At 71.5% G+C, this 25860-nt stretch carries 19 protein-coding genes; 11 read left to right on the top strand and 8 right to left on the bottom strand.

The window, feature by feature from the left end:
• The first annotated feature begins 146 nt into the window (after positions 1-146).
• Positions 147-1289 (top strand): HAD family hydrolase, encoded by a 1143-nt coding sequence (locus tag IE226_RS13005; RefSeq protein ID WP_190081280.1) that lies wholly within the window; start codon positions 147-149, stop codon positions 1287-1289.
• Positions 1290-1388: 99 nt separating this feature from the next.
• On the opposite strand, the gene IE226_RS13000 is transcribed toward IE226_RS13005, so the two are convergent.
• Positions 1389-2762 (bottom strand): DUF2252 domain-containing protein, encoded by a 1374-nt coding sequence (locus IE226_RS13000; protein WP_190081279.1) that lies wholly within the window; start codon positions 2760-2762, stop codon positions 1389-1391.
• 342 nt (positions 2763-3104) lie between these two features.
• Positions 3105-3410: a hypothetical protein gene (locus IE226_RS12995; protein ID WP_190081278.1), complete on the bottom strand. Its 306-nt coding sequence runs from the start codon at positions 3408-3410 to the stop codon at positions 3105-3107.
• Positions 3411-3564: 154 nt separating this feature from the next.
• On the opposite strand from IE226_RS12995, the gene IE226_RS12990 reads away from it, so the two are divergent.
• The 4 genes from IE226_RS12990 to IE226_RS12975 all read left to right on the top strand — a co-directional run bounded on the left by IE226_RS12990 (position 3565) and on the right by IE226_RS12975 (position 7336).
• Positions 3565-3933, top strand: a complete 369-nt coding sequence (locus tag IE226_RS12990; RefSeq protein ID WP_190081277.1) for an arsenate reductase family protein — start codon at positions 3565-3567, stop codon at positions 3931-3933.
• A 279-nt stretch (positions 3934-4212) separates the two neighbouring features.
• A complete protein-coding gene (gene glnII / locus IE226_RS12985) occupies positions 4213-5232 on the top strand; it encodes a glutamine synthetase (protein ID WP_190081276.1) in 1020 nt (339 codons plus the stop codon).
• Positions 5233-5618: 386 nt separating this feature from the next.
• Positions 5619-6242: a winged helix-turn-helix domain-containing protein gene (locus tag IE226_RS12980; RefSeq protein ID WP_190081275.1), complete on the top strand. Its 624-nt coding sequence runs from the start codon at positions 5619-5621 to the stop codon at positions 6240-6242.
• Positions 6243-6340: 98 nt separating this feature from the next.
• Positions 6341-7336 carry an NAD-dependent epimerase/dehydratase family protein gene (locus IE226_RS12975; protein WP_190081274.1) on the top strand — a complete coding sequence of 332 codons (996 nt, stop codon included), beginning with the start codon at positions 6341-6343 and terminating at the stop codon, positions 7334-7336.
• Positions 7337-7459: 123 nt separating this feature from the next.
• On the opposite strand, the gene IE226_RS12970 is transcribed toward IE226_RS12975, so the two are convergent.
• Positions 7460-9649, bottom strand: a complete 2190-nt coding sequence (locus IE226_RS12970) for an MMPL family transporter (RefSeq protein ID WP_190081273.1) — start codon at positions 9647-9649, stop codon at positions 7460-7462.
• A 232-nt stretch (positions 9650-9881) separates the two neighbouring features.
• Between IE226_RS12970 and IE226_RS12965 the strand changes: the two genes are divergently transcribed.
• From IE226_RS12965 to IE226_RS12955, 3 genes are all read left to right on the top strand, one after another.
• The gene (locus IE226_RS12965) at positions 9882-11153 is read left to right on the top strand and encodes a sensor histidine kinase (RefSeq protein WP_190081272.1); all 1272 of its coding nucleotides are present in this window, start codon (positions 9882-9884) and stop codon (positions 11151-11153) included.
• Positions 11138-11788, top strand: a complete 651-nt coding sequence (locus IE226_RS12960; RefSeq protein ID WP_190081271.1) for a LuxR C-terminal-related transcriptional regulator — start codon at positions 11138-11140, stop codon at positions 11786-11788. Before IE226_RS12965 ends, IE226_RS12960 begins: the two co-directional genes overlap by 16 nt.
• Before the next feature lie 99 nt (positions 11789-11887).
• Complete coding sequence (locus tag IE226_RS12955) at positions 11888-13402, top strand: DUF1996 domain-containing protein (protein WP_190081270.1); 1515 nt, start codon at positions 11888-11890, stop codon at positions 13400-13402.
• Positions 13403-13455: 53 nt separating this feature from the next.
• Here the strand turns inward: IE226_RS12955 and IE226_RS12950 are convergent, their stop codons facing one another.
• Positions 13456-13932 (bottom strand): hypothetical protein, encoded by a 477-nt coding sequence (locus IE226_RS12950; RefSeq protein WP_373306942.1) that lies wholly within the window; start codon positions 13930-13932, stop codon positions 13456-13458.
• 141 nt (positions 13933-14073) lie between these two features.
• On the opposite strand from IE226_RS12950, the gene IE226_RS12945 reads away from it, so the two are divergent.
• The gene (locus IE226_RS12945; RefSeq protein ID WP_190081269.1) at positions 14074-17199 is read left to right on the top strand and encodes an alpha-N-acetylglucosaminidase; all 3126 of its coding nucleotides are present in this window, start codon (positions 14074-14076) and stop codon (positions 17197-17199) included.
• 87 nt (positions 17200-17286) lie between these two features.
• Positions 17287-19200, top strand: a complete 1914-nt coding sequence (locus IE226_RS12940) for a hypothetical protein (protein WP_373306950.1) — start codon at positions 17287-17289, stop codon at positions 19198-19200.
• A gap of 132 nt (positions 19201-19332) precedes the next feature.
• On the opposite strand, the gene IE226_RS12935 is transcribed toward IE226_RS12940, so the two are convergent.
• The 4 genes from IE226_RS12935 to IE226_RS12920 all read right to left on the bottom strand — a co-directional run bounded on the left by IE226_RS12935 (position 19333) and on the right by IE226_RS12920 (position 23830).
• Positions 19333-20037, bottom strand: a complete 705-nt coding sequence (locus IE226_RS12935) for a TetR/AcrR family transcriptional regulator (RefSeq protein WP_190081267.1) — start codon at positions 20035-20037, stop codon at positions 19333-19335.
• A 77-nt stretch (positions 20038-20114) separates the two neighbouring features.
• Positions 20115-21185 (bottom strand): PDR/VanB family oxidoreductase, encoded by a 1071-nt coding sequence (locus tag IE226_RS12930; protein WP_190081266.1) that lies wholly within the window; start codon positions 21183-21185, stop codon positions 20115-20117.
• 1 nt (position 21186) lies between these two features.
• Positions 21187-22119 carry a metal-dependent hydrolase gene (locus IE226_RS12925; RefSeq protein ID WP_190081265.1) on the bottom strand — a complete coding sequence of 311 codons (933 nt, stop codon included), beginning with the start codon at positions 22117-22119 and terminating at the stop codon, positions 21187-21189.
• An 88-nt stretch (positions 22120-22207) separates the two neighbouring features.
• Positions 22208-23830, bottom strand: a complete 1623-nt coding sequence (locus tag IE226_RS12920) for a fused response regulator/phosphatase (protein ID WP_229870840.1) — start codon at positions 23828-23830, stop codon at positions 22208-22210.
• Between the two features lie 363 nt (positions 23831-24193).
• On the opposite strand from IE226_RS12920, the gene IE226_RS12915 reads away from it, so the two are divergent.
• Positions 24194-25843, top strand: coding sequence for a glycoside hydrolase family 13 protein (locus IE226_RS12915; RefSeq protein ID WP_190081263.1), 1650 nt, complete (start codon positions 24194-24196; stop codon positions 25841-25843).
• The last annotated feature ends 17 nt before the right edge of the window (positions 25844-25860 follow it).

Here is a 25860-nt window from a genome sequence, read left to right as displayed (position 1 = left end):
GTGACCGTCCGTCGCTGCTACCCGCGCCAGGGCGTCCCATGCCCGTTCCGTCCGGTGATGTCGATCATGGGAATCCGCCGCCCCGCCTCATACGATGACCCGCCGCTCCGGACGGGGCGCAGACCGCTCTCAGGGGGCACAGAACCATGGCATCAAAGGCAACGGGCAAGCTTGCCGTACTCGGCACGGCGGGCGCGCTCACCGCGGCCGTCATCGCGGGGACGGCGCTCTGGCCGAGCACGGACGCGACGGCCGCGGACGCCTCCGCGAAGACGGCCGCCAGGAGCTCCGAGGCCGCGGCCGGGCTGAAGCACTGGCCGAAGCCGGTCGCGAAGAAGCTGGGCAAGGTCATCGCGGAGAACGGCGACAAGGGCGCGTACGCCGTCTTCGACGCGGACAACACGACGTACCGCAACGACCTGGAGGAGTCCCTCCTGCCCTTCCTGGAGATGAAGGGGGTGCTGACCCGCAAGTCGATGGACCCGTCGCTGAAGATCATTCCGTTCAAGGACACGGCGAAGCACAAGGAGAGCCTCTACAGCTACTACAACCGGCTCTGCGAGGTCGACGACCAGGTCTGCTACCCGTGGGCCGCACAGATCTTCTCCGGTTTCACGCTGAAGGAGCTCAAGGGCTACGTCGACGAGCTGCTCGCGCACGACGAGCCCATTCCCGCCGAGTACTACGAGGACGGGAAGCTGACGAAGACCGAGGTGAAGAAGCCCGAGTTCTTCACCGGCATGCAGGAGCTCTACAAGGCCCTGCGGGGGCACGGCATCGAGGTCTACGTCGTCAGCGCGGCCAGCGAGGACCTGGTCCGGATGGTGCTCTCCGACCCGAAGTACGGCTACGACGTGAAGCCCGAGAACGTCATCGGCGTCGGCCTGCAGCTCAAGGACCGCAAGACCGGTGAGGTCACCAGCTCCCGCAAGGAGATCGCGGAGGGCCGCTTCGACCAGAAGAAGCTCGCGGGGCGCGAGCTGACGCCGAATCTGTGGGCGCCGCTCACCTGGTACCAGGGCAAGCCCGCGGCCATCAACACGTACATCGACGAGTGGAAGAAGCCCGTCCTGGTGGCGGGCGACACCCCCAAGAGCGACGGGCCGATGCTGTTCCACTCGGCGGACGTGGCACACGGCGGGGCGCGGGTCTGGGTCAACCGCAAGGACTCGTACATGAAGGAACTGGACGGGATGAAGCGGAAGAACGCCGACCGGCAGCGTGAACTCGGCCAGAAGGTGACCGCCGACAAGCGGTGGCTGACGGTGACACCGGACCAGATCGGCTAGCTCGGCCGGGCCACCCGGACCCTTGGCCGGACCGCAGGCCGGGCCACCCGGACCCTGGCCGGACTGCAGGCAAGACTGCGGGCCGGGCCCCCGGCCGGGTCAGGGCTCGCCTGCTCGCTCCTGCGACGCGGCACCGTCCGGGCCCGCGGCGTTCACCAGACCCGAGGCGATCGCGTCGGTCAGCGCCGCGTGGTCCTGCGCGTTCTGCGCGGCGTAGCGCAGCGCGAAGTCCGCTACCGCCCGGTCGAACGTGTCGGCGCCGCCCAGGTAGGCGGCGATGGCGATGCGGTCGCCGGAGCGGGCGTGGGCGCGCGCCAGGGCCGTGCCGCAGAGCCGGGCGTACGAGCGCAGCCGGGCGGCGGACATGGCCTCGACGTCCGCCGCGCCCCGCACGTCACGGAGCCTGCGCCAGTAGAAGGCGCGGCCGCGGGGGCCCGTCATCCAGCCGAGGAAGATGTCTCCTGCCGCCTGGAGGAGACGCTGGCCGGCGACCACACGGTGGCCGGGGTGGACGTACGGGCCCGCCGGGAGGTGCTCCTCGTAGACCGAGCGGACCGCTTCCTTGATCTGGAGGAAGAGCGGGTCGTCGGCGTCGCGCCCGGCGAGGAGCACGATGTAGCAGCGGGTGCCGACGCCGCCCACGCCCACCACCTTCCGCGCCGCGTCCACGAAGTGGTAGCGGTCCAGGAGGAGTCGGCGCTCCTCGGAGAGCGTGGAGCGGTAGTCGCCGAAGATCTTGCGCAGAGCGGCGATGTCCGGCGGGCCCGCGGGTTCGAGGAGCGGCGGGTCGTGGATGATGCGGCGGACGCCGTTCACCTCCTGTGTCAGCCTGCCGACCGACCGGAGGGTCGTGCGGCGGGCCGCCGCGTCGGAGGCGCGCGATCCGCGCGCGCCGTTGGGCGTGGAGCCGATGAGCTTCGACAGGCCCTGCGTGTCCATGTGTTCGTACCAGACGGCCAGTTCGCCCAGTCCCGCGAGGCGCCTCATCGACGTGCGGTACGCCGACACCGCCGCGCGGCATGCCTCGTGCGCCGCGCTCTCCGGCCGGCCGCTGCCGCGGGATGCCACGGCGATGCTCGCGGCCAGGCGTTTGACGTCCCACTCGAAGGGGCCGGGGCAGGTCTCGTCGAAGTCGTCGAGGTCGAAGAGCAGGCCGCGTTCCGGTGATGCGAACAGTCCGAAGTTCAACAGGTTTGCGTCGCCGCAGAGTTGGACCGTGAGCCCGGTGTTCCACTGGACGGCCAAGTCCCCCGCCATGACGGCGACGGCGCCCCGGAGGAAGGAGAAGGGGGAGGCTGCCATGCGGGCGTACCGGACGGGCAGCAGTTCCTGGACGCGGTCCGCGCCCTGCCGTTCGAGCACGGCCACCGGGTCGGCGCGATCGGCGGAGGGTATCCAGGCCCCGTGCGAGGACCGGGAGGCGTTCTTGCGGGCAGCCCTGCCCTGCCGGGCGCGCTCTTCTGGAGTGGTCATCGCTCCCCGCCCCCCTCTCCGTCGGCTCCCGGCGGCAGCCTTCTTCCTGCGGCGGCCCGTGCCGCCGCAGGCGGAGGGCCGACGCGAAACGGGGCCGGGGCACCTGTTCGTCGTGCCCGGCACGCGTACGCCTCAGCCCCCGGGGCCCCCAGCTCCCCATGACATCAGCTTCCGCCCGCCACCACCCACGCCGCCACCCCCTTGGCCGGTACAACCGCTCGAGGGTGCACAGGGGCTGGGCGAGGGCGAGGGGGCGGGTTCCGGCCGCGTCACGCGGTCGGCGTGCACCACGTGTGCGGGCGGGGGCGTTCGGCCCCCGCCCGCAGACGTCCGTGCGACCGCTCAGCGGCTGTAGCGCATCAGGGCGCGCACCATGTGGCAGGTGATGTCCGACGGCGGGTGGATGCCCACGTCCTCCGCCATGCTCCGGATACGGGTGTTGCTCGCTTGGTTCGCCAGATAGACGCCCGAGTCGAGCAGTGCTATCGCCAGACGCATGGCCTTCAGGCGCCGGTTGTGCGTGATGTACCACTCGCGCGGCCGTCCGGCCGGGAGCGGTCGCTTCTCCAGTGGTGCGTACGTCGGGTCGATGATCACGGGCCGGGAAGCGTTGCGCTTCGACTTCGATGTAAGTGCGGCAGCGGGCACAGGCATCCTCCTGTCGCGGTCAGGAACCCCCGTCGGGAACCCTCGAACACTGCTTCAATTCTACTGCCGGGCACTGACAATCGCCGCTGGCCAGACGGGCTTTCGGGCGCTGTGACGGGTGAGTCCCCGGAGGGTCGCGGGTAGCGTGTGCGGCATGGAGATCTGGATCAATCCCGCCTGCTCGAAGTGCCGCGGCGCGCTCACGCTGCTCGACGCGGAGGGCGCGGAGTACACCGTCCGGCGCTACCTCGACGACGTCCCCGGCGAGGACGAGATCCGCGCCGTCCTCGGCCGGCTCGGCCTGGAGCCGTGGGACATCACGCGCACCGGGGAGGACGCCGCCAAGGAGCTGAACCTGAAGGACCGGGAGGCCTGGCCGCGCGACGCCTCCGGCCGCGACCGCTGGATCACCGCCCTCTCCGAGCACCCCGAGCTCATCCAGCGGCCGATCATCACCGCTGACGACGGCACCGCGGTGGTGGCGCGCACGGAGGAGGCGGTACGGGACGCGCTGTCCAGGTAGCCGCCACCGCTGCGGGGCCGAGGGCACCTCAGCCCGGGAACTCGGCGGCGCGCGCGGCCCGGGACAATCGGGCTGCTCATCGCGGTCGCCGACGCCGTCATCAAATGAGCCGGGGCGCGCGGCGGGGCGTGAGGTGAGCCACAGCCACCGCAGGTAACACGGGGTTCACATTCGAGCAATGGCCGGGAAATCGCGCGTTGGCAGGCTGCGCGGCATCACCACGGCACCGCAGCACCCGCACGTTCTGCGCCGTACCGAGCGTCAAAAAGGATGGGCCCCGTGACCTTCAAGGCTGAGTACATCTGGATCGACGGCACTGAGCCGACCGCCAAGCTCCGTTCGAAGACGAAGATCATGACGGACGGCGCGGAGCTCCCCACCTGGGGCTTCGACGGATCCAGCACCAACCAGGCCGAGGGTCACGCCTCCGACCGCGTGCTCAAGCCGGTCTTCACCTGCCCTGACCCGATCCGCGGCGGCAACGACGTGCTCGTGCTCTGCGAGGTCCTCAACACGGACATGACGCCGCACGAGTCCAACACCCGTGCCGCGCTGGCCGAGGTCGAGGCGCGCTTCGCCTCGCAGGAGCCGATCTTCGGCATCGAGCAGGAGTACACCTTCTTCGAGGGCGACCGTCCGCTCGGCTTCCCCGTCGGCGGCTTCCCGGCCGCGCAGGGCGGCTACTACTGCGGCGTCGGCGCGGACGAGATCTTCGGCCGTGACGTCGTCGAGGCGCACCTGGAGAACTGCCTCAAGGCGGGCCTCGGGATCTCCGGCATCAACGCCGAGGTCATGCCGGGCCAGTGGGAGTTCCAGGTCGGCCCGCTCGCGCCGCTCGAGGTCTCCGACCAGCTGTGGGTCGCCCGCTGGCTGCTCTACCGCACCGCCGAGGACTTCAAGGTGTCGGCGACGCTCGACCCGAAGCCGGTGAAGGGCGACTGGAACGGCGCGGGCGCGCACACGAACTTCTCCACGAAGGCGATGCGCGAGGGTTACGCCCCGATCATCACCGCCTGCGAGTCCCTCGGCGAGGGCTCCAAGCCGATGGACCACGTCAAGAACTACGGCGCCGGCATCGACGACCGCCTGACCGGTCTGCACGAGACCGCCCCGTGGGACGAGTACAAGTACGGGGTCTCCGACCGCGGCGCCTCGGTCCGTATCCCGTGGCAGGTCGAGGTGGAGCAGAAGGGCTACATCGAGGACCGCCGCCCGAACGCGAACGTCGACCCGTACGTCGTGACGCGTCTGCTCGTCGACACCTGCTGCACCGCCCTGGAGAAGGCCGGTCAGGTCTGACCCGATGGGTCCCTGCGTTCCTGAAGGGGGCGCCCGCCGGTCCGGCGGGCGTCCCCTTCGGCATGCCGGACCGGAGGGGCGAATTCACGCCAAGGGTTGGCCGAAGGGCCGTATCAGCAGACGAGAGGGAACGACCGCCGCCCCTGCCGTCTGCTTCAATGGGGTCATGGGCAGCCACGGGAACATCGCGACGGGTCGTGACCACGACCTCGAGCCGTTCTGGCCTTCCCGTCAGCACCACGACTTCGACCGGGTGTGTTGCCGCGCGACGAACGCGCAGGCCCTCTAACGCCGTTCACCCGGCTTTCGCCTGACGCGCACGACGTACGTACGTCCTCGTCGACTGACGAGACTGACGACTCCTCCGCGCGAAAGAGCTGACTTCCATGGCGAACTCCCGTTCCTTCTCTGCCTCCCCCGCTTCCGCCGCCACCGCTTCCGTCGCCACCGCGACGGCCACCGCCACGCCGCTGTCCGGCCCCGGCCGGGGGCGGCTGCGAGCCGTCGCCCCCGACGAGGTGGTGCAGATCACCGACTTCCTGCCGCCGGGCGCGACCTGGCTGCCCGCGCCCCAGCACACCCTGCCCACCCTGCCGGGCCAGCCGCCGATGGTCGGCTACCTGGTCCTCGTACCGGCCGGGCAGGAGCCCGTCACCGCCGGGCCCGAGCCGCTGCACCCCGCGGCCGGGCAGGGGCACGGCAAGGAGCAGACCTCTGCCGGGCCCGTGTGGATCGACACCGTGCAGCGTGCGGCGCAGGTCGACGGCAGGCAGCTCGACCTCACCTACCTGGAGTTCGAGCTCCTCGCGCATCTCGTCGCCCACCCGCACCGGGTGCACACGCGCGACCAGCTGGTGACCACGGTCTGGGGGTACGGGCATGTGGGCGACGGACGCACCGTCGACGTCCACATCGCGCGGCTGCGGCGCAAGCTGGGCGCCGAGCACCGCCGGACGATCCAGACGGTGCGCCGGGTCGGCTACAAGTACGCGCCGCCGACGTCCCGCTGACCTACGGGTTTCCCGGTGGGACCGGGCTTCGCCGGGAGACCTCTGCCGGTAGCAGAACCCGGTTCCGCCCACGGGAAGCGGAGGGCAGAGTCGTCCGTATGAGACTTCTGATGCTGGGCGGTACCGAATTCGTGGGGCGGGCAGTCGCCGAGGCGGCCCTCGCGCGTGGCTGGGAGGTGACGGTCTTCCATCGCGGGCGCCACGAGGCTCCCGCCGGTGCGGTGTCGCTGCTCGGTGACCGCACGGCCGAGGGCGGCCTGGACGCGCTCGCCGCCGCCGACGGCGCGTGGGACGTCGTCGTCGACACCTGGTCGGGGGCGCCGCGTGCCGTGCGCGACACGGCGCGGCTGCTCGCGGGACGGGCGGGGCGGTACGTGTATGTGTCGAGCGTCTCCGTGTACCGGTGGCCGATCGCGGCGGGCTCCGACGAGAGCCATGCCCTCGTCGAGGGAGATCCCGAGGCGGACTCGGTGGCCTACGCCGAGGACAAGCGCGGCGGAGAGCTGGCCGCGGTCGCGGAGTTCGGGGCGGAGCGCACGGTGCTCGCCCGCGCGGGGCTGATCCTCGGTCCGTACGAGAACATCGGGCGGCTGCCGTGGTGGCTGAACCGGGTCGCCCGCGGCGGCCCCGTACTGGCCCCGGGGCCGCGGGAGTTGGACCTCCAGTACATCGACGCCCGCGACCTCGCCGCGTGGGTTCTCGACGCGGCTTCCGCCGGCCTGCACGGCCCGTACAACATCGTCTCCCCCATCGCGCACACCACGACGGAGGAGTTCCTGAGGACGTGCGTGGCGGTGGCGGGCGCGGCCGACGTGGAGCTGCGGTGGACCGACCCCTCGGTGATCGCAGAGCACGGCATCGAACCGTGGACGCAGCTCCCGGTGTGGGCGCCGCCGGGAGAGATGCACGACTCCATGCACCGCACCTCGCCGGAGAAGGCGGTGGCCGCGGGCCTGCGGGCGCGCCCGGTGACGGACACGGTCGCGGACACGTGGGCCTGGCTCCGGTCGATCGGCGGGGTGGCACCGCAACGCCCTGACCGCCCGGTCGTGGGCCTGAACCCGGAGCTGGAAGCGAAGGCGCTGGGGCTGTAGCGAGGAAAGAGGGGCGGTGGCCGGGCTGGAGTATCCAGCCCGGCCACCGCCCCGTCAGGGGCGCGGGGAACTGCGCGACCAGCCCCCACCGGCCCGCAGACGACCCCACACCCAACAGGGGGCCTACGTGGCCGACGGAACCCGCCGGGGCGCAGGCTGCTCCGGTACTACAGGGCCCTCCCCGTGAGAGACCCGCGGCAACCAGGCCAGCCCCCGCGGCGTCCGCCAGTTCCGCTCCCCCAGAAGCGTCATCAGGGACGGCAACAGCACCATCCGTACGACCGTCGCGTCCAGCAGGACAGCGACGCCGAGGCCCACGCCCATCTGCTGCATGTCCTGCATGGACAGAGTGCCGAAGACCGCGAACACGGCCACCATGATCACGGCCGCTCCGGTCACCGCGCCCGCGGTGCGCGTGATGCCCTCGCGGATCGCCGCGCGGTTGTCCAGACCCCGGTCCCGCGCCTCGCTGATCCGGGAGACCACGAACACGTGGTAGTCCATCGAGAGGCCGAAGAGGACCACGAGGACGAACAGCGGCATCCAGTTCTCGATCGCCCCCACCTGCTCGGAGCCGATCAGTTCCGCGCCCCAGCCGTGCTGGAAGACCGCGGTCATCACGCCGTAGGCCGCGCCCACCGAGAGCAGGTTGAGGGCGATGGACGTCACCGCGATCACCACCGAGCGGAAGCTGAAGAGCATCAGCAGGAACGTCACCGCCGCGATGAACGCGAACACCGGCACGATGCCCTTGCTGAGCTGGTCGCCGAAGTCCACGGAATCGGCGAGGTCTCCGCCGACGTACGCCTGCGCGTCCAGGCCGTCGAAGGCGGCGGGCACCACGTCGTCCTTGAGTTCGCCGAGGGCCTTCTTCGCCTCGGCCCCACTGCCGTCACCGGGCAGCGGTACGTCGATCTCGGCCACGCCCGCCTTCTTGTGGACGGTGAGTTCGGCGCCCTCGCCCGCGTCCCGCACGACCTTCGTCAGTGCGTCGCGCATCTCGTCGGATCGGATGCCACCCGGCTCGTCCGCCTTGACGACGATCTTGGCAGGGGCGGGACCGCCGGGGAACTCCTTGGTGATCTCACGGAACGACACCGAGAGCGGGGCGTCCGAGCCGAACTGCTTCTCCAGGCCGAGCTGTTCGGTCTTCATGCCGAGCGCGGGCGCCGCGAGGGCGAGCAGCAGGACCGCCGCGCCGACGGCGAAGAACTTCGGCTTGGCGAGGACGGGGCGCAGGAGCTTGCCCGCGATACCGCCACTGGCGTGCGCGCCCTTCTTGTTCTTGCGGTTGAGGAAGGGGATGCGCCCCGCGTTGATCCGGTCGCCGAGCGCGGAGAGCAGCGCGGGAAGCACCGTGACCGAGCCCAGCATCGCCACGAAGACCACCAGGATCGTGGCGACGGCGAAGCCCTTGAAGAGCAGCAGCCCGGACAGGAACATGCCCGCCATCGCGACCATCACCGTCAGCCCCGAGACCAGGACGGCCCGCCCGCTGGTGGCCGCCGCGATCCGCAGCGCGGTCTCCGCGTCATGTCCGGCCGCCCGCTCGTCGCGCTCGCGCCGCAGATAGAACAGGCAGTAGTCGACGCCGACCGCGAGCCCCATCAGGAACATCACCGAGTACGTCGTCTCGAAGAGATGCAGCTGGTGGCTTGCGAGGGAGAGCAGGCCGAAGGCCGCCACGCACGCGGTCAGCGCGAGCCCGACCGGGAGCAGCGCCGCGACCACGGCGCCGAAGGCGACCAGGAGAATGCCGAGCGCCAGCGGCACCGCGGTGAACTCCGCCTTGGTGAGGTCGTCCGAGAGCAGGTCGCTCAGCTGCTTCTCGGAGCTCGCGTCGCCGAACTGGTAGACGGAGATGCCCTTTGAGGCCCCCTCGTCCTTGGCCTTCTGCACCGCGTCGAGCACCGGCTGCACGCGGTCGGCGGCCCCGTCGGACGCGCCCTTCATCTCGAAGCGCAGCAGTGCGTCCTTGCGGTCCTCGGACGGCAGCGGCGCCTGCATCTCCCGTATGTCGCCGGTCGCCGTCAGGGCCTTGGAGAGGTCGCCCGCCGCGTCCCGCCAGCCGTCCGCGGTCCTGGCGCTGACCATGACGAGCTCGCCGGCGGGCTCCTCGACGCCCGCGTCGTCCAGGATCTCGGCGGCCCGGCCCGAGTCGCCGACCCCCATCTCGTCGTCGGACGCGGTGACCATGCCCGAGGCCCCGCCGATGGTCGTGGCGAGCACGACGAAGAGCAGCCAGCCGAGGATGGCCGTCTTGCGGTGGTGGGCACTCCACACACCGAGTCGTGCCGCGAGGTTTGGCCTCATGGCGTTTTCGCCCCCATAAGTAAGCGTCGGATAAGCCGGTTGATGACAGGGACAACGCTAGAAATCCGGGGCGCGCCCACCCAGCCGCCGAAGCCCCCACTGTCCGAAGCACAGGGCGAGGTACGGGGGTGTCGTCAGGTACACCCCCTGCTCGGGTGCCGGACCCAATGACCGGCGCCCGGCCCGGCGGCGAGAATGTGCTCATGCCACTGGAAGAGATGGGGAGCAGAAAATGACGAGGGTCCGTGCATCCTTGATCGCGGCAGCCCGTGGGCTCTACCTGGCGGTCGCCACGCTCGCCGGGTCGATCACCCTTTTCGTGCTGTCGGTCGTCTCCATCGCCCTCATCGTGATCGGCGTCGGCGTCTTCACGACCCCGACGCTCCTGACCGGCGTGCGCAAGTGGGCGGACCTGCGCCGCGCGCAGGCCGGCGCCTGGTCGGGCGTACAGATCCCCACGCCCTACCGCCCCTTCCCCCCGGACCTGCGCCGGGGCATCACCGGCCTGGTGGAGCGCAACTCCCTGATGCTGAAGGACCCGGCGACCTGGCGGGACCTGCAGTGGCTGCTCGTCGACATGACCGCCGGTTGCGTCACGGTGATCTTCGCGCCCGCGCTGCCGCTCTACATGCTGTACGGGTACGTCCTCGCCCTCGGCGTCTGGGAGCCGATCTACGACGCCGGCGGCGGCGAGTGGTACGGCTTCATCCACGTGACCTCGCAGAGCGACGCCAACATGGCCGCCCTGCTCGGCACCGCGCTCGGCGTCGTCGGCCTCTTCGCCAACCCCTCCCTCGTGCGCGGCCACTTCCTCCTGGCCCGGACGCTGCTCGCGCCCACCACCTCCATGCGGGAGCGCGAACTGGCCCGGCGCGTCGACCGGTTGACCGAGACCCGGCACGACGCCGTGGACTCCTCCGCCGCCGAGCTGCGCCGCATCGAGCGGGATCTGCACGACGGCGCACAGGCCCGCCTGGTCGCGATGGGCATGGACCTCGGCACCATCGAGGCGATGATCGAGAAGAACCCGGCGAAGGCCAAGGAGATGATCGCCAAGGCCCGGCAGAACTCCGGCGAGGCGCTGACCGAGCTGCGCGACCTGGTCCGCGGGATCCACCCGCCGGTGCTCGCCGAGCGCGGTCTCGGCGACGCGGTGAAGGCCCTCGCGCTGCGGCTCCCGGTGGAGACCGACGCGGACGTGGAGCTGTTCGGCCGGGCCGAGGAGCCCGTGGAGTCGGCGGCGTACTTCGCTGTGAGCGAGGCCCTGACGAACACCATCAAGCACGCGGGCGCGGACCGCGTCTGGGTGGACATCCACCACACGGACGGCATGCTGCGCATCGCGGTCACCGACAACGGCAAAGGCGGCGCGTCCATCGGGGCGGGGTCGGGGCTGAGCGGGATCGAACGCCGACTCGGTACATTCGACGGCGTACTGGCCGTCAGCAGTCCCGCGGGCGGCCCGACCATGGTGACCATGGAGATCCCTTGCGAGTTGTCCTAGCCGAAGATCTCTTCCTGCTGCGTGACGGTCTGGTGCGGATGCTGGAGGCATTCGACTTCGAGATCGCCGCGGCTGTCGAGACCGGGCCCGAACTCACCAAGGCCCTGGCCGAGTTGGAGCCGGATGTCGCCGTCGTGGACGTCCGGCTTCCGCCGTCCCACACGGACGAGGGACTGCAGTGCGCGCTCGCCGCACGGAAAGCACGGCCGGGGCTTCCCGTGCTCGTGCTCTCCCAGCACGTGGAGCAGCTGTACGCGCGCGAGCTGCTCGCCGACGGGAACGGCGGGGTCGGCTATCTCCTCAAGGACCGGGTCTTCGACGCCGACCAGTTCATCGACGCCGTACGCCGGGTCGCGGCGGGCGGCACCGCGATGGACCCGCAGGTGATCCAGCAGCTCCTGTCGCGGCGCTCGGCGGACCAGCCGCTCGGCAAACTGACGCCCCGCGAGCGCGAGGTGCTCGAACTCATGGCGCAGGGGCGGTCGAACGCGGCGATCGCGGCGGAGCTCGTCGTGACGGAGCGTGCGATCGCCAAGCACACGTCCAACATCTTCGGAAAGCTGGACCTCTCGGTCTCGGACGACGACAACCGGCGGGTTCTCGCCGTACTCGCCTATCTGGATCAAGGCCGCTGAGCAGATCGCCCGCGACGGTCCAGGGAGAATCCCTGAGGAATCCCGGAGGAATCCAGCGCGTGATTGAACGGGGTCGGCTCCTGTTGCGTACGTAGTCCCATGGGACGCACACCACGACGCACATCACGAAAACGATCAAAACTCGCCGGGCGCGCCATCGCCGCCTCGGCGGCGCTAATCCTGGGCGGCGGCGGAATGGTCGCGGTGAATGTCTACGCGAACGCCGGGGAAAGCTCCGATTCGCCGTCCGCCGGGACACAGGCCGGTGAGCAGGGCGGCAACTTGGGCCTCGCGACCATCAGCTGCCCGGATGTCGGCACGCAGCTTTCGGACGTGCCGGACGGTGCCCGCGAGGACGTCGACCGGCGGCTCGCGGAGCTGGACACCCAGATCACCGCCGCGTACGAGAAGTTCTCCGACGCCCGGAACACCGAGCAGGCCAAGGCCGTCCTCGAACCGCTGGAGGAGCAGCGGCGGCCGACCATCGAGGGCATCGGCTCCTCGATCGACCAGGCCGGCGGGCAGCCGCCGCAGGGGATCGACGGCATGGCGCCGTGCACCATGCGGGCCGACGACTCGGCCGGGCAGCAGCCGCCGCAGGACGGGGACAACGGCGGGCAGCCCCCGCAGGACGGCGACGGCCAGGAACAGCCCCCCGGTGACGGAGACGGCCAGGAGCAGCCGCCGGGCGACGGTCAACAGCAGCCTCCGGGCCAGCAGAACGGCAACGGGCCCGAGGCCTCCGACTTCGTCGACATCCAGTCCGTCCAGCCCAACGTCAACCGCCCCGGCAAACAGCGCGGTGCCTCGCGCGGCACCTTCACCACGAAATGCGGGACGAACGAGAACGGCAAGTTCAATCCGGACAATGTCATCGCCGCGCCCGGCGTGAGCAATGGCGCTCACCATATGCACGATTACGTCGGAAATCAGGCCACGGACGCCTTCTCCAGCGACGAGGATCTCGCGAACGGCGACACCACGTGCCGGAACCAGGGAGACAAGTCCACCTATTACTGGCCGGTCCTGAGGCTGCAGAACGGAGAGGACGAGAATGACGTCGGCGCGGACGGCGGCGGCAAGGACCAGAATGTCGGCAAGATCCAGACCCCGTCGTCGGTCACGCTGAAATTCGCCGGAAATCCGACGGGCAAGGTCGTCGCGATGCCGCGCTTCCTGCGCATCATCACCGGTGACGCCAAGTCGCTCACCAACGGCGACGCGAACGCCAACGCCTCCTGGAGCTGCACCGGTTTCGAGGACCGGCAGCTGAAGGACAAGTACCCGATCTGCCCCGAGGGCAGCCAGGTCGTGCGGACGTTCAACTTCCAGAGCTGCTGGGACGGCCAGAACACCGACAGCGCCAACCACCGCACGCACGTGGCCTTCGCCGACGAGCGAAGCGGCGCCTGCCCGCAGGGCTTCAAGGCCATTCCGCAGCTGGTGCAGCGCATCGTGTACGACGTGCCGCCGGGCCCCGGATTCGCCGTCGACTCGTTCCCCGAGCAGCTGCACAAGCCGATCACCGACCACGGAGACTTCATCAACGTCTTCGACGAGAAGCTGATGAACCGCATGACCAAATGCATCAACGCCAATAAGCGCTGCAACTGAGCCGATCCGATCGGCCCAGTGCCGCGCCGGCTGGCCCCCCTACCGCTGCGCGGTCAGCTCGTGTGGTGACCGGAGTGGCCCGAACTCCCCGGGCCCCCGTCCTCGTGATCCCCACCACCGCTACTCCCCGAGTGGTGCGAGGACTTCTCCACCGTCCCGCCGAGCCGGCCGCGCAGCCGCATGACCACTTTCTCGTCGCCGACCGCGATCCACTTCTCGCCGACGAGGTACGTACCGCCGTAATCGGCCGCCTCGTCGAACCATTCGGCCTGGCCACGGGCATTTGTAAAGGTTACTAGGACGTAGCGGCGGGCACCTTTGTCACAGGTGGCCTGCCGCAGTTCGGCCGCGTCCGTCTGGATGTCAGGCTCGCACCGCGCCTTGGCCGCCAGCTGCTCCAGGCTGCCGCTCGCCGTGTCCGGCGGCGCGTCATCGCCGTCCGAGCCGCACGCCACGAGCATCATCAGCAGTCCCGCACCCAGGCCCACACTCATGCCGGCCCGCATGCGCCCGCGCATGCCCACGTTCATGCCCCCAAGCGTCTTCCGCGCTGCCTTCATCGTCCCACCAGTCCCTCCAGGCGAGGTGAACTCGCCATCTCCGTATGCGCCGTTGAGCGCAGGACGCCGCACGGATACCGTGCGCCGCACCATTCGACCCAGGGGGTACACATGTCCGATCCGTCTCGACGTTCCGTGCTCGGCACCGCCGGGGCCATCGGCCTCGGTGCCGCCGTCGGCGGCATGGCGGTGCCGGCCCACGCCGCCGAGGGGCCCGTCCGGGGCCCCGCCCACGCCCTCGATACGGATTCCGCACGCTCAGCGCTCAACAGACTCCTGCCGCATCACGCGGAACAGTTCCGTCTCAGACTCGTCCCCGCGAAGGGCGGCACGGACCGTTTCCGGGTTTCGGGCACGACCGGGCGCATCGAGGTGACCGGGACGACGCCCGCCGTGCTGCTCACCGGGGTCCACTGGTACCTGAAGTACGTCTGCGGCGCCCACATCGCCTGGAACGGCGACCAGCTGGACCTGCCGCGCGGACTGCCCGCCCCCTCGCGCCCCCTGGAGCGGTCCACCTCGCTCCCCCACCGGTTCGCCCTGAACGACACGAACGACGGGTACACCGCGCCGCACGCCGACTGGGCGTACTGGGAGCGCATGATCGACGTGCTCGCCCTGCACGGCTGCAACGAGGTCCTGGTGATCGCCGGTGCGGAGGCCGTCTACCACCGGGTTCTCCAGGACTTCGGCTACAGCGACGCCGAGGCGCGCGCATGGCTGCCCGCGCCCTCGCACCAGGCGTGGTGGCTGCTGCAGAACCTGTCGGGGTACGGGGGCCCGCTCTCGCCCGAAGTCATCGCGGACCGGGCCCAGCTCGGGCGCAGGATCGTGGACCGGCTGCGCTCGCTCGGCATGGCGCCGGTGCTCCCCGGCTACTACGGGCACGTCCCCGACGGCTTCGTGGCCCGCAACGGCGGGGACGCGCGCGTGGTGCCGCAGGGCATCTGGCACGGGTTCAAGCGGCCCGACTGGCTCGACCCCCGTACCGCGTCCTTCGGCAAGGTCGCCGCGTCCTTCTACCGGCACCAGGAGCAGCTCTTCGGGGCCGCCGACCACTTCAAGATGGACCTCCTGCACGAGGGCGGCACCCCCGGAGACGTCCCGGTGCCCGACGCGGCGCGCGGGGTCGAGAAGGCCCTGCGGGCGTCCCGTCCCGGCGCGACCTGGGTGATCCTCGGCTGGGAGGCCAATCCGCTGCCCGAACTGCTCGACGCGATCGACCGGCGGCGGATGCTCATCGTGGACGGGGTCTCCGACCGGTTCACGAGCGTCACCGACCGCGAGAAGGACTGGGGCGGCACGCCGTACGCCTTCGGGACCATCCCGAACTTCGGGGGCCGTACGACGATCGGCGCCAGGGCGCACATCTGGAACGAGAAGTTCTTCGCCTGGCGGGACAAGAACGACAGCGCGCTCGTGGGCACGGCGTTCATGCCGGAGGCGACGGACCGCGACCCGGCCGCCTTCGAGCTCTTCTCCGAACTGGCCTGGACGGAGCGGAAGCCGGACCTGAAGGCCTGGTTCGACGGCTACTCCGCGTTCCGCTACGGCGCCCGCGACACCGACGCCCGCCGCGCCTGGCGGGCCCTGCACGACACCGCCTACCGGCACACCGCCGTCGAGCGCAGCGATCCGCACGACTCCCTGTTCGCCGCCCGCCCCGACCTGGCGGCGAACCGCGCCGCCGAGTACGCGCCGCGCGCCCTGACGTACGACCCCGGCCGCTTCGACGCGGCGCTCACCGGTCTGCTCGGGATCGGCGGCGCGCTGCGGGGCAGCGCCGCCTACCGGTACGACGTGGTGGACGTGGCCCGGCAGGCGCTCGCCCACCGCAGCCGGCAGCTGCTGCCGCAGCTGCGGACCGCGTACCGGCGCAAGGACGCGGCCACCTTCAAGACGCTGTCCACCCTGTGGCTGAGGCTGATGCGCCTCTCGGACGAGTTGACGGCGACCAACGAGGCCTTCCTGCTGGGCCCTTGGGTGGCGTCGGCCCGGCGCATGGGCACGAACGAAGCCGAGCGCGCCGAGTTCGAGCGGACCGCCAAGGTCCTGATCACGGTGTGGGGCGACCGGGCGACCTCCGAGGGCGGGAAGCTGCACGAGTACGGAAACCGCGAATGGTCGGGCCTCATGGCCGACTTCTACGTCCCCCGCTGGCAGAAGTGGCTCGACGAACTGGCCGATGCCCTCGCCGCGGGGCGCGCGCCGCGTGAGGTGGACTGGTTCGCGGTGGAGGAGCCGTGGACCCGCGAGCGCAAGGACTATCCCCTGCGGGGCATCGGCGACGAGTTCCGGACCGCGTCACGGGTGCGGGACGTCCTTGCCCGGGCCCCCTACCAGGGGTCCCTGGAAGTCGTGGCCGACCCGCCGTCTCTGCCGCCCGGCGGCCACGCGCGCGTCGAGGCCGTCTTCCGCAACGTCAACGGCCTGCGGGCCACGGGCCGCGTCGACTTCGAGCTGACCGGGATCGACGCGGAGCCCACGGGCCCGGTCTCGTTGCCGCGGGTCGAAGCGGCGGGCACCGGCAAGGTGGCGTGGCGTGCGAACGCGCCGAGTACACCCCTCGACCGTCCGCTGCGGCCGCTTCCGTACGAGCTCGCCGTGCGGTACGGCCCCGCGGGCGAGCGCCGGGTCAGGACCGTCCACGAAGGCGTGCTGTACGAGGCGGGCCCGGTGAGCGCCGGCTGGAAGAAGTACACCAACAACGCGGCGGTGTTCGGAGAGCTTGACGGCCGTTACGCGATCAACGGCGCCGGTGCCGACCTGTGGAAGAGCACGACGGAGTTCGGCACGCTGTACCGCGACGGCGCGCTGCGGAGCGGCGTCTTGGTGACGGTCCGGGTCGACGCCCAGGCGGTCACGGGGCCGTGGGCCAGGGCGGGCATCATCGCGCGGAACTCGATGGGGACGCCTGGATCAGCGGGCATCGTCGACCTCGCGGTCACCCCGGCGAACGGCGTGGTCCTCTCGTACGACACGAGCGGCGACGGCACGCTGGACACGTACAAGCGCATCACGGGGATCAAGGCGCCGGTGCTGCTGCGGCTCGGGCGTGAGGGGGACGTCCTGACCGGGTCGTGTTCGACGGACGACGGGGCCAGTTGGCGGACAGTGGCGAGCGTGACCGTGCCGGGGGCCGCGGCGGCACAGGACGTGGGCCTCTTCATGAGCGCGACCAACGGCGGTGACGGGGCGCGGGGGACCGTGGAGTTCAGCGGCTGGAAGGTCGGCTGAGGCAGGAGGGTGCCGGCCGGCGGGGAGGGGTGGCGGGAGGGGTGACGCGTCACCGACAGGTGACCATCCGAGGATTCGCTCGTTTTGCTGAACGTGTCGTCGAATGTGAAGTCCCCCTCCCCGTCCCAGGATCTCTCCGGCGTCGTCGATGTCGAGCAGGCCGAGGCCGCCCTCGTCGAGCACTACCCGCGTCTGGTGCGGCTCGCCTATCTGGTCCTGCCGCCCAGCCTCGGGCGCAACCGCCGGGTCCTGACCGCCCACGCCCTCACCCAGCGTGCGCTGCCGCGCAGCCGCAGGTCGGGCGACGCGGAGGTCATTCCGGTGCAGCGCTCCCGGGAGGGGCGAAGCGCCGATCCCGGCTACGCGTACATCCGGTTGCGCGTCGTGAGCACCGCGCTCGACGCGGGGCTCCCGCTCCGCAAGAGCGCGCTGCCCAAGCGTGCGCAGCTGCCGCCGCTGCTGCCGCAGGTGTGGGGGCTCAGGCTCTTCCCCCGGTCGGGCGGCGCCGACGAACTCGCCCTGGACCAGCGGCTCTCGGCCCTGTCGGGTCCCGCACGGGCCGCGTTCGTGCTGCGCGGGCTCGAACGGCTCTCGGACGGCGACGTGATCAAGGTCCTCGACGCCGCCGGGGTCGACGAGCCGGGCGCGGCCCTCGCCGAGGCCGACGGCGTGGACGCGGCCCACGAACTGCTCAGGTCACCCGAGTTCGACCCCTGCTCGCTGCAAGCGCGGCCCACCGATCTGATGCGCCGCAGGCAGCACATGAAGGCCGCGGCCGTCGCCCTCGCCGCCGCCGTGGTGTGCGGGGCGCTCCTCGGGTTGCCGGGGGACGGGTGGGGCCCCGACGGGGCCGCGGCGCCCGCGTACGCGAAGAACCCCGCCTCGGAGGCCGCACTCGACCCGGCGCAGCTGACGAAGGTGGCGGCGGGCACGTGGAAACGTTCCGCCCGCGCCGACTACTCCGTGTGGCCCGCGAGGGGCGCCCTCACCGGCGACGAGGCGCTGCTGCGGCGCGCCCTGGCCGTCTGGGCGAGGCCCGGCAAGTCGGTGCAGGTCTCCGCCACGACCGGCACGGCGGCGGGCGCGCCCGCGGGGCCCGCGCAACTGCTCTTCGCCGGCGAGGTCGACGCGGCGCGGGTCGTGCTCCTCTACGACGGGCTGCGCGTCGTGCGGTACGCCGAGCCCAAGGACGGCACCAGCGGAGCCGCGCTCGACTTCGCCCGCGTGGACGGCGCGACCAGCGCCGAGGCGAGCGCCCTGGTGGTGAGCCGCGTCGACGGCAACGTGCGGTACCTCACCGCGCCCTGGGTGGGCGGTGTCGCCGTACGCGATCTGCTGAAGCCCGCGGCGGGCGGCAACGCGCTGAAGCGGGACGGCGAGGGTGTGACCGAGCCGATGGCCAGTCCGGCGCAGGCCCGCGCGTGCTCGTCCTGGAACGCCCTGGAGCTGCGGGACGACAAGGGCGTGCGCCGGCTCTCCACCGACCTCGGCGAACTCGTCCCCGCGCATCTCACCGCGGGCCGCCCGCAGGCGCCGCGCGAGGCCACTGCCGCGGACTGGTCACCGGCGGCCTGTTCGCTCGGCGACGCGCGCTCGAACGGCGTGCGCTCCGTGAACTCCTGGCAGTACGCCCGTCAGGCGCTGCCCGAGGGGAACGGTCCCGCGGCCTGGCTCTGCACCCGCGCCGACACCTGGCGGGGCGCCGGAGGCCGGGCCCTCGCGCAGTTCCGGGCGGGGGGCGCGGCGGCCGTCGCGGCGAAGGCCGAGGACTCGGCGGCGTGCGGGGCGCGGGAGCCTTCGGTGCTCGCGGGCGTGCGGTGGAAATCCCGTGGCGGGAACTGGTACCTGCTCGGCGCCGGCAGCAACGACGTCGTCTCGGTCAAGGCCGCGGGAGCCTCGCAGACCCCCGGCAACACCGTGGCCGCGCCCCTGGAGCGTGGCGCCCGCGCCGGTCTCACCGGCCGGCTCGCGAACGGCTCGAAGGTGCCGACGCTGCGTTGAGCCGCCACCTTGCCAGGTGGTCGGGATCCGGACGGGAGCAGGCCCCGCAGGCCCTTCTCCAGAAGCGTCACGTCACCCCGTACGTGCTTCCGTCCGCCCACCACACCTCATCCTCGTCGGCGAGGCGGTGGGTCAGCTGTTCTGCTCCTGCGGTGCCAGGGCGATCAGGCGGGTGATCAGTTCCGTGAACGGGCCTTCCGGTGGTTCCGCGGCGAGGATGCGGCGCAGGATCGTCGCCATCTCCTCGTCGTACGCGGCGCTCACCGCGGCGAGCGCCGCGAAGTCGTGGACCAGCTGCACTTCCAGCTCGGCGCGTGGAATGCGGCGTCCGTCGAGCCAGATGAGGGCCGTGGACTCGGCCAGGGAGATCCAGGAGCGGATCACCAGTTCGAGCCTGGCGGGCGGGTCCGTGATGCCCAGATGCGCGAGGATCTGGACGTACGCGGCCTGCCGCACCGAGTCGATCAGCGCGTTCGTGGTGGACGAGCCGACCGCGGGGCCGCCCCGCATCAGTGCGGAGAAACCGGGGCCGTGACCGTCCACGAAGTCCAGGAAGCGGCCCATCACGCGCAGGAGGCGCGCGCCGAGCGGTCCCTCCTGCGGCTCCACGAAGCGGTCGGCCAGATCGTCGGCCGCACGCTGCAACGCCGCTTCGTACAGGCTGAGTTTGCCAGGGAAGTAGTGGTAGACCAGCGGACGCGAGATGCCCGCGGCCGCTGCTATCTCGTCGATGGACACGTCGTCGGGCGAGCGGTGGCTGAACAGGTCGAGTGCGACCCCGATCAACTGCTGCCGCCGCTCCTCGACACCCATTCTGCGGCGCACCCCGGTTGTCATGCGAACACCTTACCGAGCAGATCCAGCCGTCCAAGGGGCTGGTCCGCCCCAACCGTTCACATCTCCGGTCCCGTTCCTCACATGTCCAGGACGATTCGGTCACCGCTTGCCCGCGAGACGCAGATCAGCATCGAATCGGCGCGCTCGGCGTCCGTGAGCAGTTCGTCGCGGTGGTCTATCTCCCCTTCGAGGACGCGCTGTTGGCAGGTCCCGCAGAAGCCCTGCTCGCAGGAGTAGGCCGTATTGGGCAGTTCCGCGCGCACCGCGGCGAGGACCGTGGTGTCGGCGGCCACGGTGAGGGTCCGCCGGCTGCGGCGCAGTTCCACCTCGAAAGTGCCGTTGCCTTCCGTGGAGGTGTGCGGCGTGAACCGCTCCAGGTGCAGGTCCGCGCCCGCGGGCAGGGCCGCCGCCACCGCCTCCATCAGACCCTCGGGGCCGCACACGTGCACCGCGGTGGCGGGCGCCGGGTCCGCGAGGAAGGCGGCGAGATCCGGCCGTCCGCCCTCGTCCTCGGCGACCACCGTGAGCCGCTCGGCGCGATCGCCCGCCAGTTTCTCCACGTCTTCCAGGAACGGCATCGAGGCGCGGGAGCGGCCCCCGTACAGCAGTCGCCACTCGCGGCCCGCCGCCTCGACCGCCCGGAGCATGGGCAGGATCGGGGTAATGCCGATGCCGCCCGCCACGAAGACGTACGTCTCGGCGTCGGCCAGCGGGAAGCGGTTGCGCGGGCCGCGCACCTCGACTTCCGTGCCCACCCGAAGCTGCTCGTGCACCTCGCGCGAGCCACCACGGCCGCCCTGTCCGGCGTCGATCAGCCGGGTCGCGACGGTGTACGAGGAGGTGTCCTCCGGGTCTCCGCACAGCGAGTACTGGCGGACGAGACCCGAGGGGAGCACCAGGTCCAGATGGGCGCCCGGCTCCCAGGCGGGCAAGTGCTCACCCTCCAGGCGCAGTTGTACGACGCCCTCGGCGACGGTCTCGTGCCGGGTGACGAGAAGGCGCAGCGCGCGGGAGCGCGGGCGGCCCGAGACCGGCTCGTCCAGGGCGGGCAGCGGCCACAGCGGGGAGGCGTCGATACGGCGCCGCATGGCCCGCTTGGCGAGCAGCGCCGCGCCCGTGACGAGCAGGACGGTGCGGATGCGGGGCATGTCAGCGCGCCCCCTTCGGCGCGGGCAGCGATTCTGTCGCGGCCTCGGCCGCGGTGGCCGCCGGGGACGAGGCGAGGTAGGCGACGGCCTGTGCGGTGCTGCCTTCGTGGGAGGGGTGGTAGGAGCGGCTCAAGTAGCGGGGGATGGAGCGGATCATGTCCGGCGTCGTGGGCAGCGTGCCCTGCTTGCCGCCCCGGTAGAAGTCCTTGAAGGAGGCCTTCCCGCCGATCACGGTCGGGTCGTTCTCCATGAAGAAGCGCGCGCCGCGCTGCCAGAGGAAGACCAGGGCGGTGAAGGCGGTGGCCCAGGTGCGGGCGCGGCGGCGGTAGCTGCCGTCGACGTGCATGAAGAGCTCGAAGGCGACGGAGCGGTGCTCGACCTCTTCCGCGCCGTGCCAGCGCAGCAGGTCGAGCATGGTCGGGTCGGCGCCCCTGCGGTCGAGCTCGTCGGCGTTCAGGACCCAGTTGCCGAGGAAGGCCGTGTAGTGCTCGATGGCCGCGATCAGCGCGACGCGCTCCATCAGCCACCATTGACGGGCCTTGCCGGGCGGCAGCGTGCGGTCGCCGAGCATCTTCTCGAAGAGCCAGTCGACCTGGGCGGTGTAGGGCGTGGGGTCCAGGCCCTGCTCCTTGAGGTGCGGCAGGACCTCGTCGTGGGCCTGCGCGTGCATGGCTTCCTGGCCGATGAAGCCGATCACGTCCTCGCGGAGCCGGTCGTCACGTATGTAGGGCAGGACCTGCTTGTACACGTGGACGAACCAGCGTTCACCGGCGGGGAGAAGCAGGTGCAGGACGTTGATGGTGTGCGTGGCGAAGGGGTCGCCGGGCACCCAGTGCAGCGGGGTGTCCTCCCAGGAGAAGGAGACCTTGCGTGCCTTGAGCGGTATGCGCTCGGACGCGTCGGGCCTCGGCTCCCGGCTCTGCGTATTAGACATGGCGTCAATGTACTGACGGGTAGGCCCGTGGGTACAGGTGCGTGCGCCGCTTTCCTTCAGCCCGTTCCGTCGCTCCCGGCCCGTCCCGTCAGCCGGTACGGCGCAGCGCGAGCAGCGCGATGTCGTCCTCACGCTCGCGCCCGAAGCAGGCCAGGAGCGTGTCGCACAGGGCGGCGACGCCCCTGGGCGCATCCGCTGCCGCCACCCGCAGTTGCTCCATCGAGACCGCCAGATCCGTGCCCCGCGTCTCGATGAGCCCGTCCGTCACCATCAGGAGGCGGTCGGTCCGCGCGAGGACCACCTCGCTCGGCTTCGGCCGTTCGAGGCCGAGCCCGAGCCCCATGAGCGGACCGCTCGCGTCCACGTAGTCGGCCGTGCCCCTGTCGCGCACCACGAGCGGCGGGATGTGGCCCGCGTTGGCGATCCTGGTGCGTCCGGTGGCGGGGTCGACCAGGCTCAGGCACATCGTGGCCGTCACGCCGGGGTGGTAGTGCTGAAGCATCCGGTCAAGGCGCAGCGCGAGCACGCCGGGATCGGGGTCCTCGACGCAGTACGCGCGCAGGGCGTGGCGGATCTCGACCATCACGGTGGCCGCGTCGAGGGAGTGCCCGACGACATCGCCGATGCCGGTCAGGACACCGGCGGGCGTGGGCAGCGCCGCGTAGAAGTCCCCGCCGATCTCGGCGTGGCTCGACGCCGGCTCATAGCGGACGACGACGTTCGTGCCGGGCAGCTCCGGCAACTGCGCGGGCAGGAAGCTGCGTTGCAGGGTGAGCGCGACATGGCGCTCCTCCTCGTACCGCAGGAGGGGCTCGGCGGCGAGCGCGGTGGCGTGGGCGAGCCGCTCGACCATGTGGCCCGTCTCGCCCGAGGACCCTTCCCGGTGCACGGGTGTCGCGAGGCACACCAGCGTGCGCCCGTCGCGCAGCCGGGACAGGACGAGACCGGCCTCCTCCAGGAGGCCGTCGCACCACGGCCCGGCGCTCCCCGACGGGCGGAAGAAGCCCCCCGGCCACAGCGGGGCGGGCACGACGGTGTGGCGCACGCCCGAGCGCCCGGACATGACGCGCCGCATCAGCCGGGCGACCCGCTCGTGCGCCGCGGAGTCCGGCACCGGGGATGCGTTCCTTCGCATGGAGAGCCCCCGGTGGATCTCGCCGTCCTCGCCGAGCACGAAGACCGCGGCGGGATCGCCGGTGAGGCGCGCCGTGCCCGTGGCCGCCGCGTCGGCCAGCTCGCCGAGGCAGCGCGCCGACTGCACGTCCAGGATCGCGCCGGCGAGCATCGCGAGCCGTCCGACGCGGAGTTGGGCGTCGCTGCGGCAGCGGCCGCCGCGCGCCGCGGCCCGTACGACCGCCTGGATCTCCTCGGGCTCGGCGGGCACCGCCAGATAGGACTCGCCTCCCGCGTCGAGCCCTCTGCACCGGTCGGCGGGCGGGCGCGGCGCCGCCGAGAAGTGGACGACGGGCAGCGCGGCGATGGGAGGCATCTGCTTCATGCGGCGGCACAGTTCATAGCCGCTCATGTCGGGCAGGCCCACGTCGACGAGGGCCACGTCCGGCAGGTCTCCCGCGCGCAGCCGTACGTCGAGTTCGATCAGGGCCTCGCCGGCGCTCGCGGCGAGCAGGACGCGGTGGCCGTCCCTGCGCAGGACCGCCCCCAGCGCATACCTGCTGGCCGGTACGTCATCGACCACCAGAACCGTGCTCACCGTATTCACTGCCTTGCCCTTGACGCTCACGCGGGACAGCCCCTCGGCGCGGGACGGGGCAGGCCGACCGACTCGTGCCTGCCTGTCCAAATTAGCGCTCCGCGGCGGACCCCGGGGAGAGACACCCGCAGCGCGACCCGGACCGGTGGAGATCATCGAACTCCCCGCTTCCGTCTCCCGCCTGACGGTAGAATCGCCCACTTCGGCCTGTCACGAACCACGGCGCACACACGGCGCATCCGCGCACTTCCCGGCTGCGAGCGGCCCCGGCGACGCGCCCGCCACCGGGCAGAACCTCGTGACCTTCGCCTTCCGCGGAACGTTCAACAAAGCGCCGCACATCCCGCACTACTGAGGGACTTCATGACCCAGCACGTCACCGCAGCCCTGCCCGCCGACGCCTCGTCCGACGACTCCGCGCGCCGCGAGTGGTGGCGCGAGGCCGTCATCTACCAGGTCTATCCGCGCAGCTTCGCCGACGGGAACGGCGACGGCATGGGCGATCTGCCGGGCATCAAGGCCCGCCTCCCCCACCTGAAGCGGCTCGGCGTGGACGCCGTCTGGTTCTCCCCCTTCTACGCGTCCCCGCAGGCCGACGCCGGGTACGACGTGGCCGACTACCGCGCGGTCGACCCCATGTTCGGCACCCTGACCGATGCCGCCGAGCTCGTACGCGAGGCGCACGCGCTCGGCCTCCGGGTGATCGTCGACGTGGTGCCCAACCACTGCTCGGACCAGCACGCGTGGTTCAGGGAGGCACTGCGCGCGGGCCGGGGCTCGCCGGCGCGCGAGCGCTTCCACTTCAGGAGCGGGAAGGGCGAGGACGGGCACCTGCCGCCCAACGACTGGGAGTCCATCTTCGGCGGCCCCGCCTGGACGCGGGTCGAGGACGGCGAGTGGTACCTCCACCTCTTCGCGCCCGAGCAGCCCGACTTCAACTGGGACCACCCGGCGGTGCACGAGGAGTTCCACTCCATCCTGCGCTTCTGGCTGGACCTCGGCGTGGACGGCTTCCGCATCGACGTGGCCCACGGCCTGGTCAAGGCGGCGGGCCTGCCCGACATCGGCCACGAGGAGCAGGTGCGGCTGCTCGGCCAGCAGTCCGTCCCCTACTTCGACCAGGACGGGGTGCACGAGATCTACCGCAGTTGGCGGCGGATCCTCCAGGAGTACGCGGGCGAGCGGATCGCCGTCGCCGAGGCGTGGACGCCGACGGTGGAGCGCAGCGCGCGGTACCTGCGCCCCGACGAGCTGCACCAGGCCTTCAACTTCGAGTATCTGACGACCGGTTGGGACGCGGACGGGCTGCGCGACGTCATCGACCGCTCGCTGCGCGCGATGAACGCCGTGCAGGCGCCTGCCACCTGGGTGCTCTCCAACCACGACGTCGTGCGCCACGCCACCCGCTTCGCCGACGGCGACGCCGCGCGCGGTCTGCGCCGGGCGAAGGCGGCCACGCTCCTGATGCTGGCGCTGCCCGGCTCGGCGTATCTCTACCAGGGCGAGGAGCTCGGCCTGCCCGAGGTGACCGAGCTGCCGGACGAGGCGCGCCAGGACCCGGCGTTCTTCCGCAGCACGGGGCAGGACGGGAAGCGGGACGGGTGCCGGGTGCCGATGCCGTGGTCCGGTCAGCGGGCGCCGTTCGGCTTCGGCCCGGTCGAGGGCGGCCCGAGCTGGCTGCCGCAGCCCGCGGGATGGCGGGGCCTCACGGCCGAGGCGCAGGACGGCGATCCCTCCTCCACGCTGGAGTTCTACCGCCGGGCGCTCGCCGTGCGCCGCGAACATCCGGCTCTCGGCGCGGGCCGTGACGTCGAGTGGCTGGACGCTCCCGGGGGCGTCCTGGCCTTCCGTCGCACCTCGCCGCGGGGCACGTTCGTCTGCACGGTGAACCTCTCCGCCGCGCCCGTCGTGTTTCCCACCCCCGGCACCGTCCTCGTCTCCAGCGCGGACGTGACGCCCGGCGCCGCCGCGACGAACCTCCCCGCGGATTCAACGGTCTGGTGGGCAGCCTGAGATGTGACCGGTACAGT

Source organism: Streptomyces longisporoflavus (assembly GCF_014649775.1).
GTDB lineage: Bacteria > Actinomycetota > Actinomycetes > Streptomycetales > Streptomycetaceae > Streptomyces > Streptomyces longisporoflavus.
Note: the sequence above shows the minus strand (reverse complement) of the source record. Positions and strands in the feature narration are given on the sequence as shown.

Excerpts from the sequence above, each read along its gene's own strand:
- IE226_RS12950 (WP_373306942.1), bottom strand. The coding sequence starts at position 13,932 with ATGAACGTGGGCATGCGCGGGCGCATGCGGGCCGGCATGAGTGTGGGC.
- IE226_RS12930 (WP_190081266.1), bottom strand. The coding sequence starts at position 21,185 with ATGCCCCGCATCCGCACCGTCCTGCTCGTCACGGGCGCGGCGCTGCTC.
- IE226_RS12975 (WP_190081274.1), top strand. The coding sequence starts at position 6,341 with ATGAGACTTCTGATGCTGGGCGGTACCGAATTCGTGGGGCGGGCAGTC.
- IE226_RS12980 (WP_190081275.1), top strand. The coding sequence starts at position 5,619 with ATGGCGAACTCCCGTTCCTTCTCTGCCTCCCCCGCTTCCGCCGCCACC.
- IE226_RS12915 (WP_190081263.1), top strand. The coding sequence starts at position 24,194 with ATGACCCAGCACGTCACCGCAGCCCTGCCCGCCGACGCCTCGTCCGAC.
- IE226_RS12945 (WP_190081269.1), top strand. The coding sequence starts at position 14,074 with ATGTCCGATCCGTCTCGACGTTCCGTGCTCGGCACCGCCGGGGCCATC.
- IE226_RS12965 (WP_190081272.1), top strand. The coding sequence starts at position 9,882 with ATGACGAGGGTCCGTGCATCCTTGATCGCGGCAGCCCGTGGGCTCTAC.
- IE226_RS13005 (WP_190081280.1), top strand. The coding sequence starts at position 147 with ATGGCATCAAAGGCAACGGGCAAGCTTGCCGTACTCGGCACGGCGGGC.
- IE226_RS12990 (WP_190081277.1), top strand. The coding sequence starts at position 3,565 with ATGGAGATCTGGATCAATCCCGCCTGCTCGAAGTGCCGCGGCGCGCTC.
- IE226_RS12955 (WP_190081270.1), top strand. The coding sequence starts at position 11,888 with ATGGGACGCACACCACGACGCACATCACGAAAACGATCAAAACTCGCC.
- IE226_RS12925 (WP_190081265.1), bottom strand. The coding sequence starts at position 22,119 with ATGTCTAATACGCAGAGCCGGGAGCCGAGGCCCGACGCGTCCGAGCGC.
- IE226_RS12935 (WP_190081267.1), bottom strand. The coding sequence starts at position 20,037 with ATGACAACCGGGGTGCGCCGCAGAATGGGTGTCGAGGAGCGGCGGCAG.
- IE226_RS12970 (WP_190081273.1), bottom strand. The coding sequence starts at position 9,649 with ATGAGGCCAAACCTCGCGGCACGACTCGGTGTGTGGAGTGCCCACCAC.
- IE226_RS13000 (WP_190081279.1), bottom strand. The coding sequence starts at position 2,762 with ATGACCACTCCAGAAGAGCGCGCCCGGCAGGGCAGGGCTGCCCGCAAG.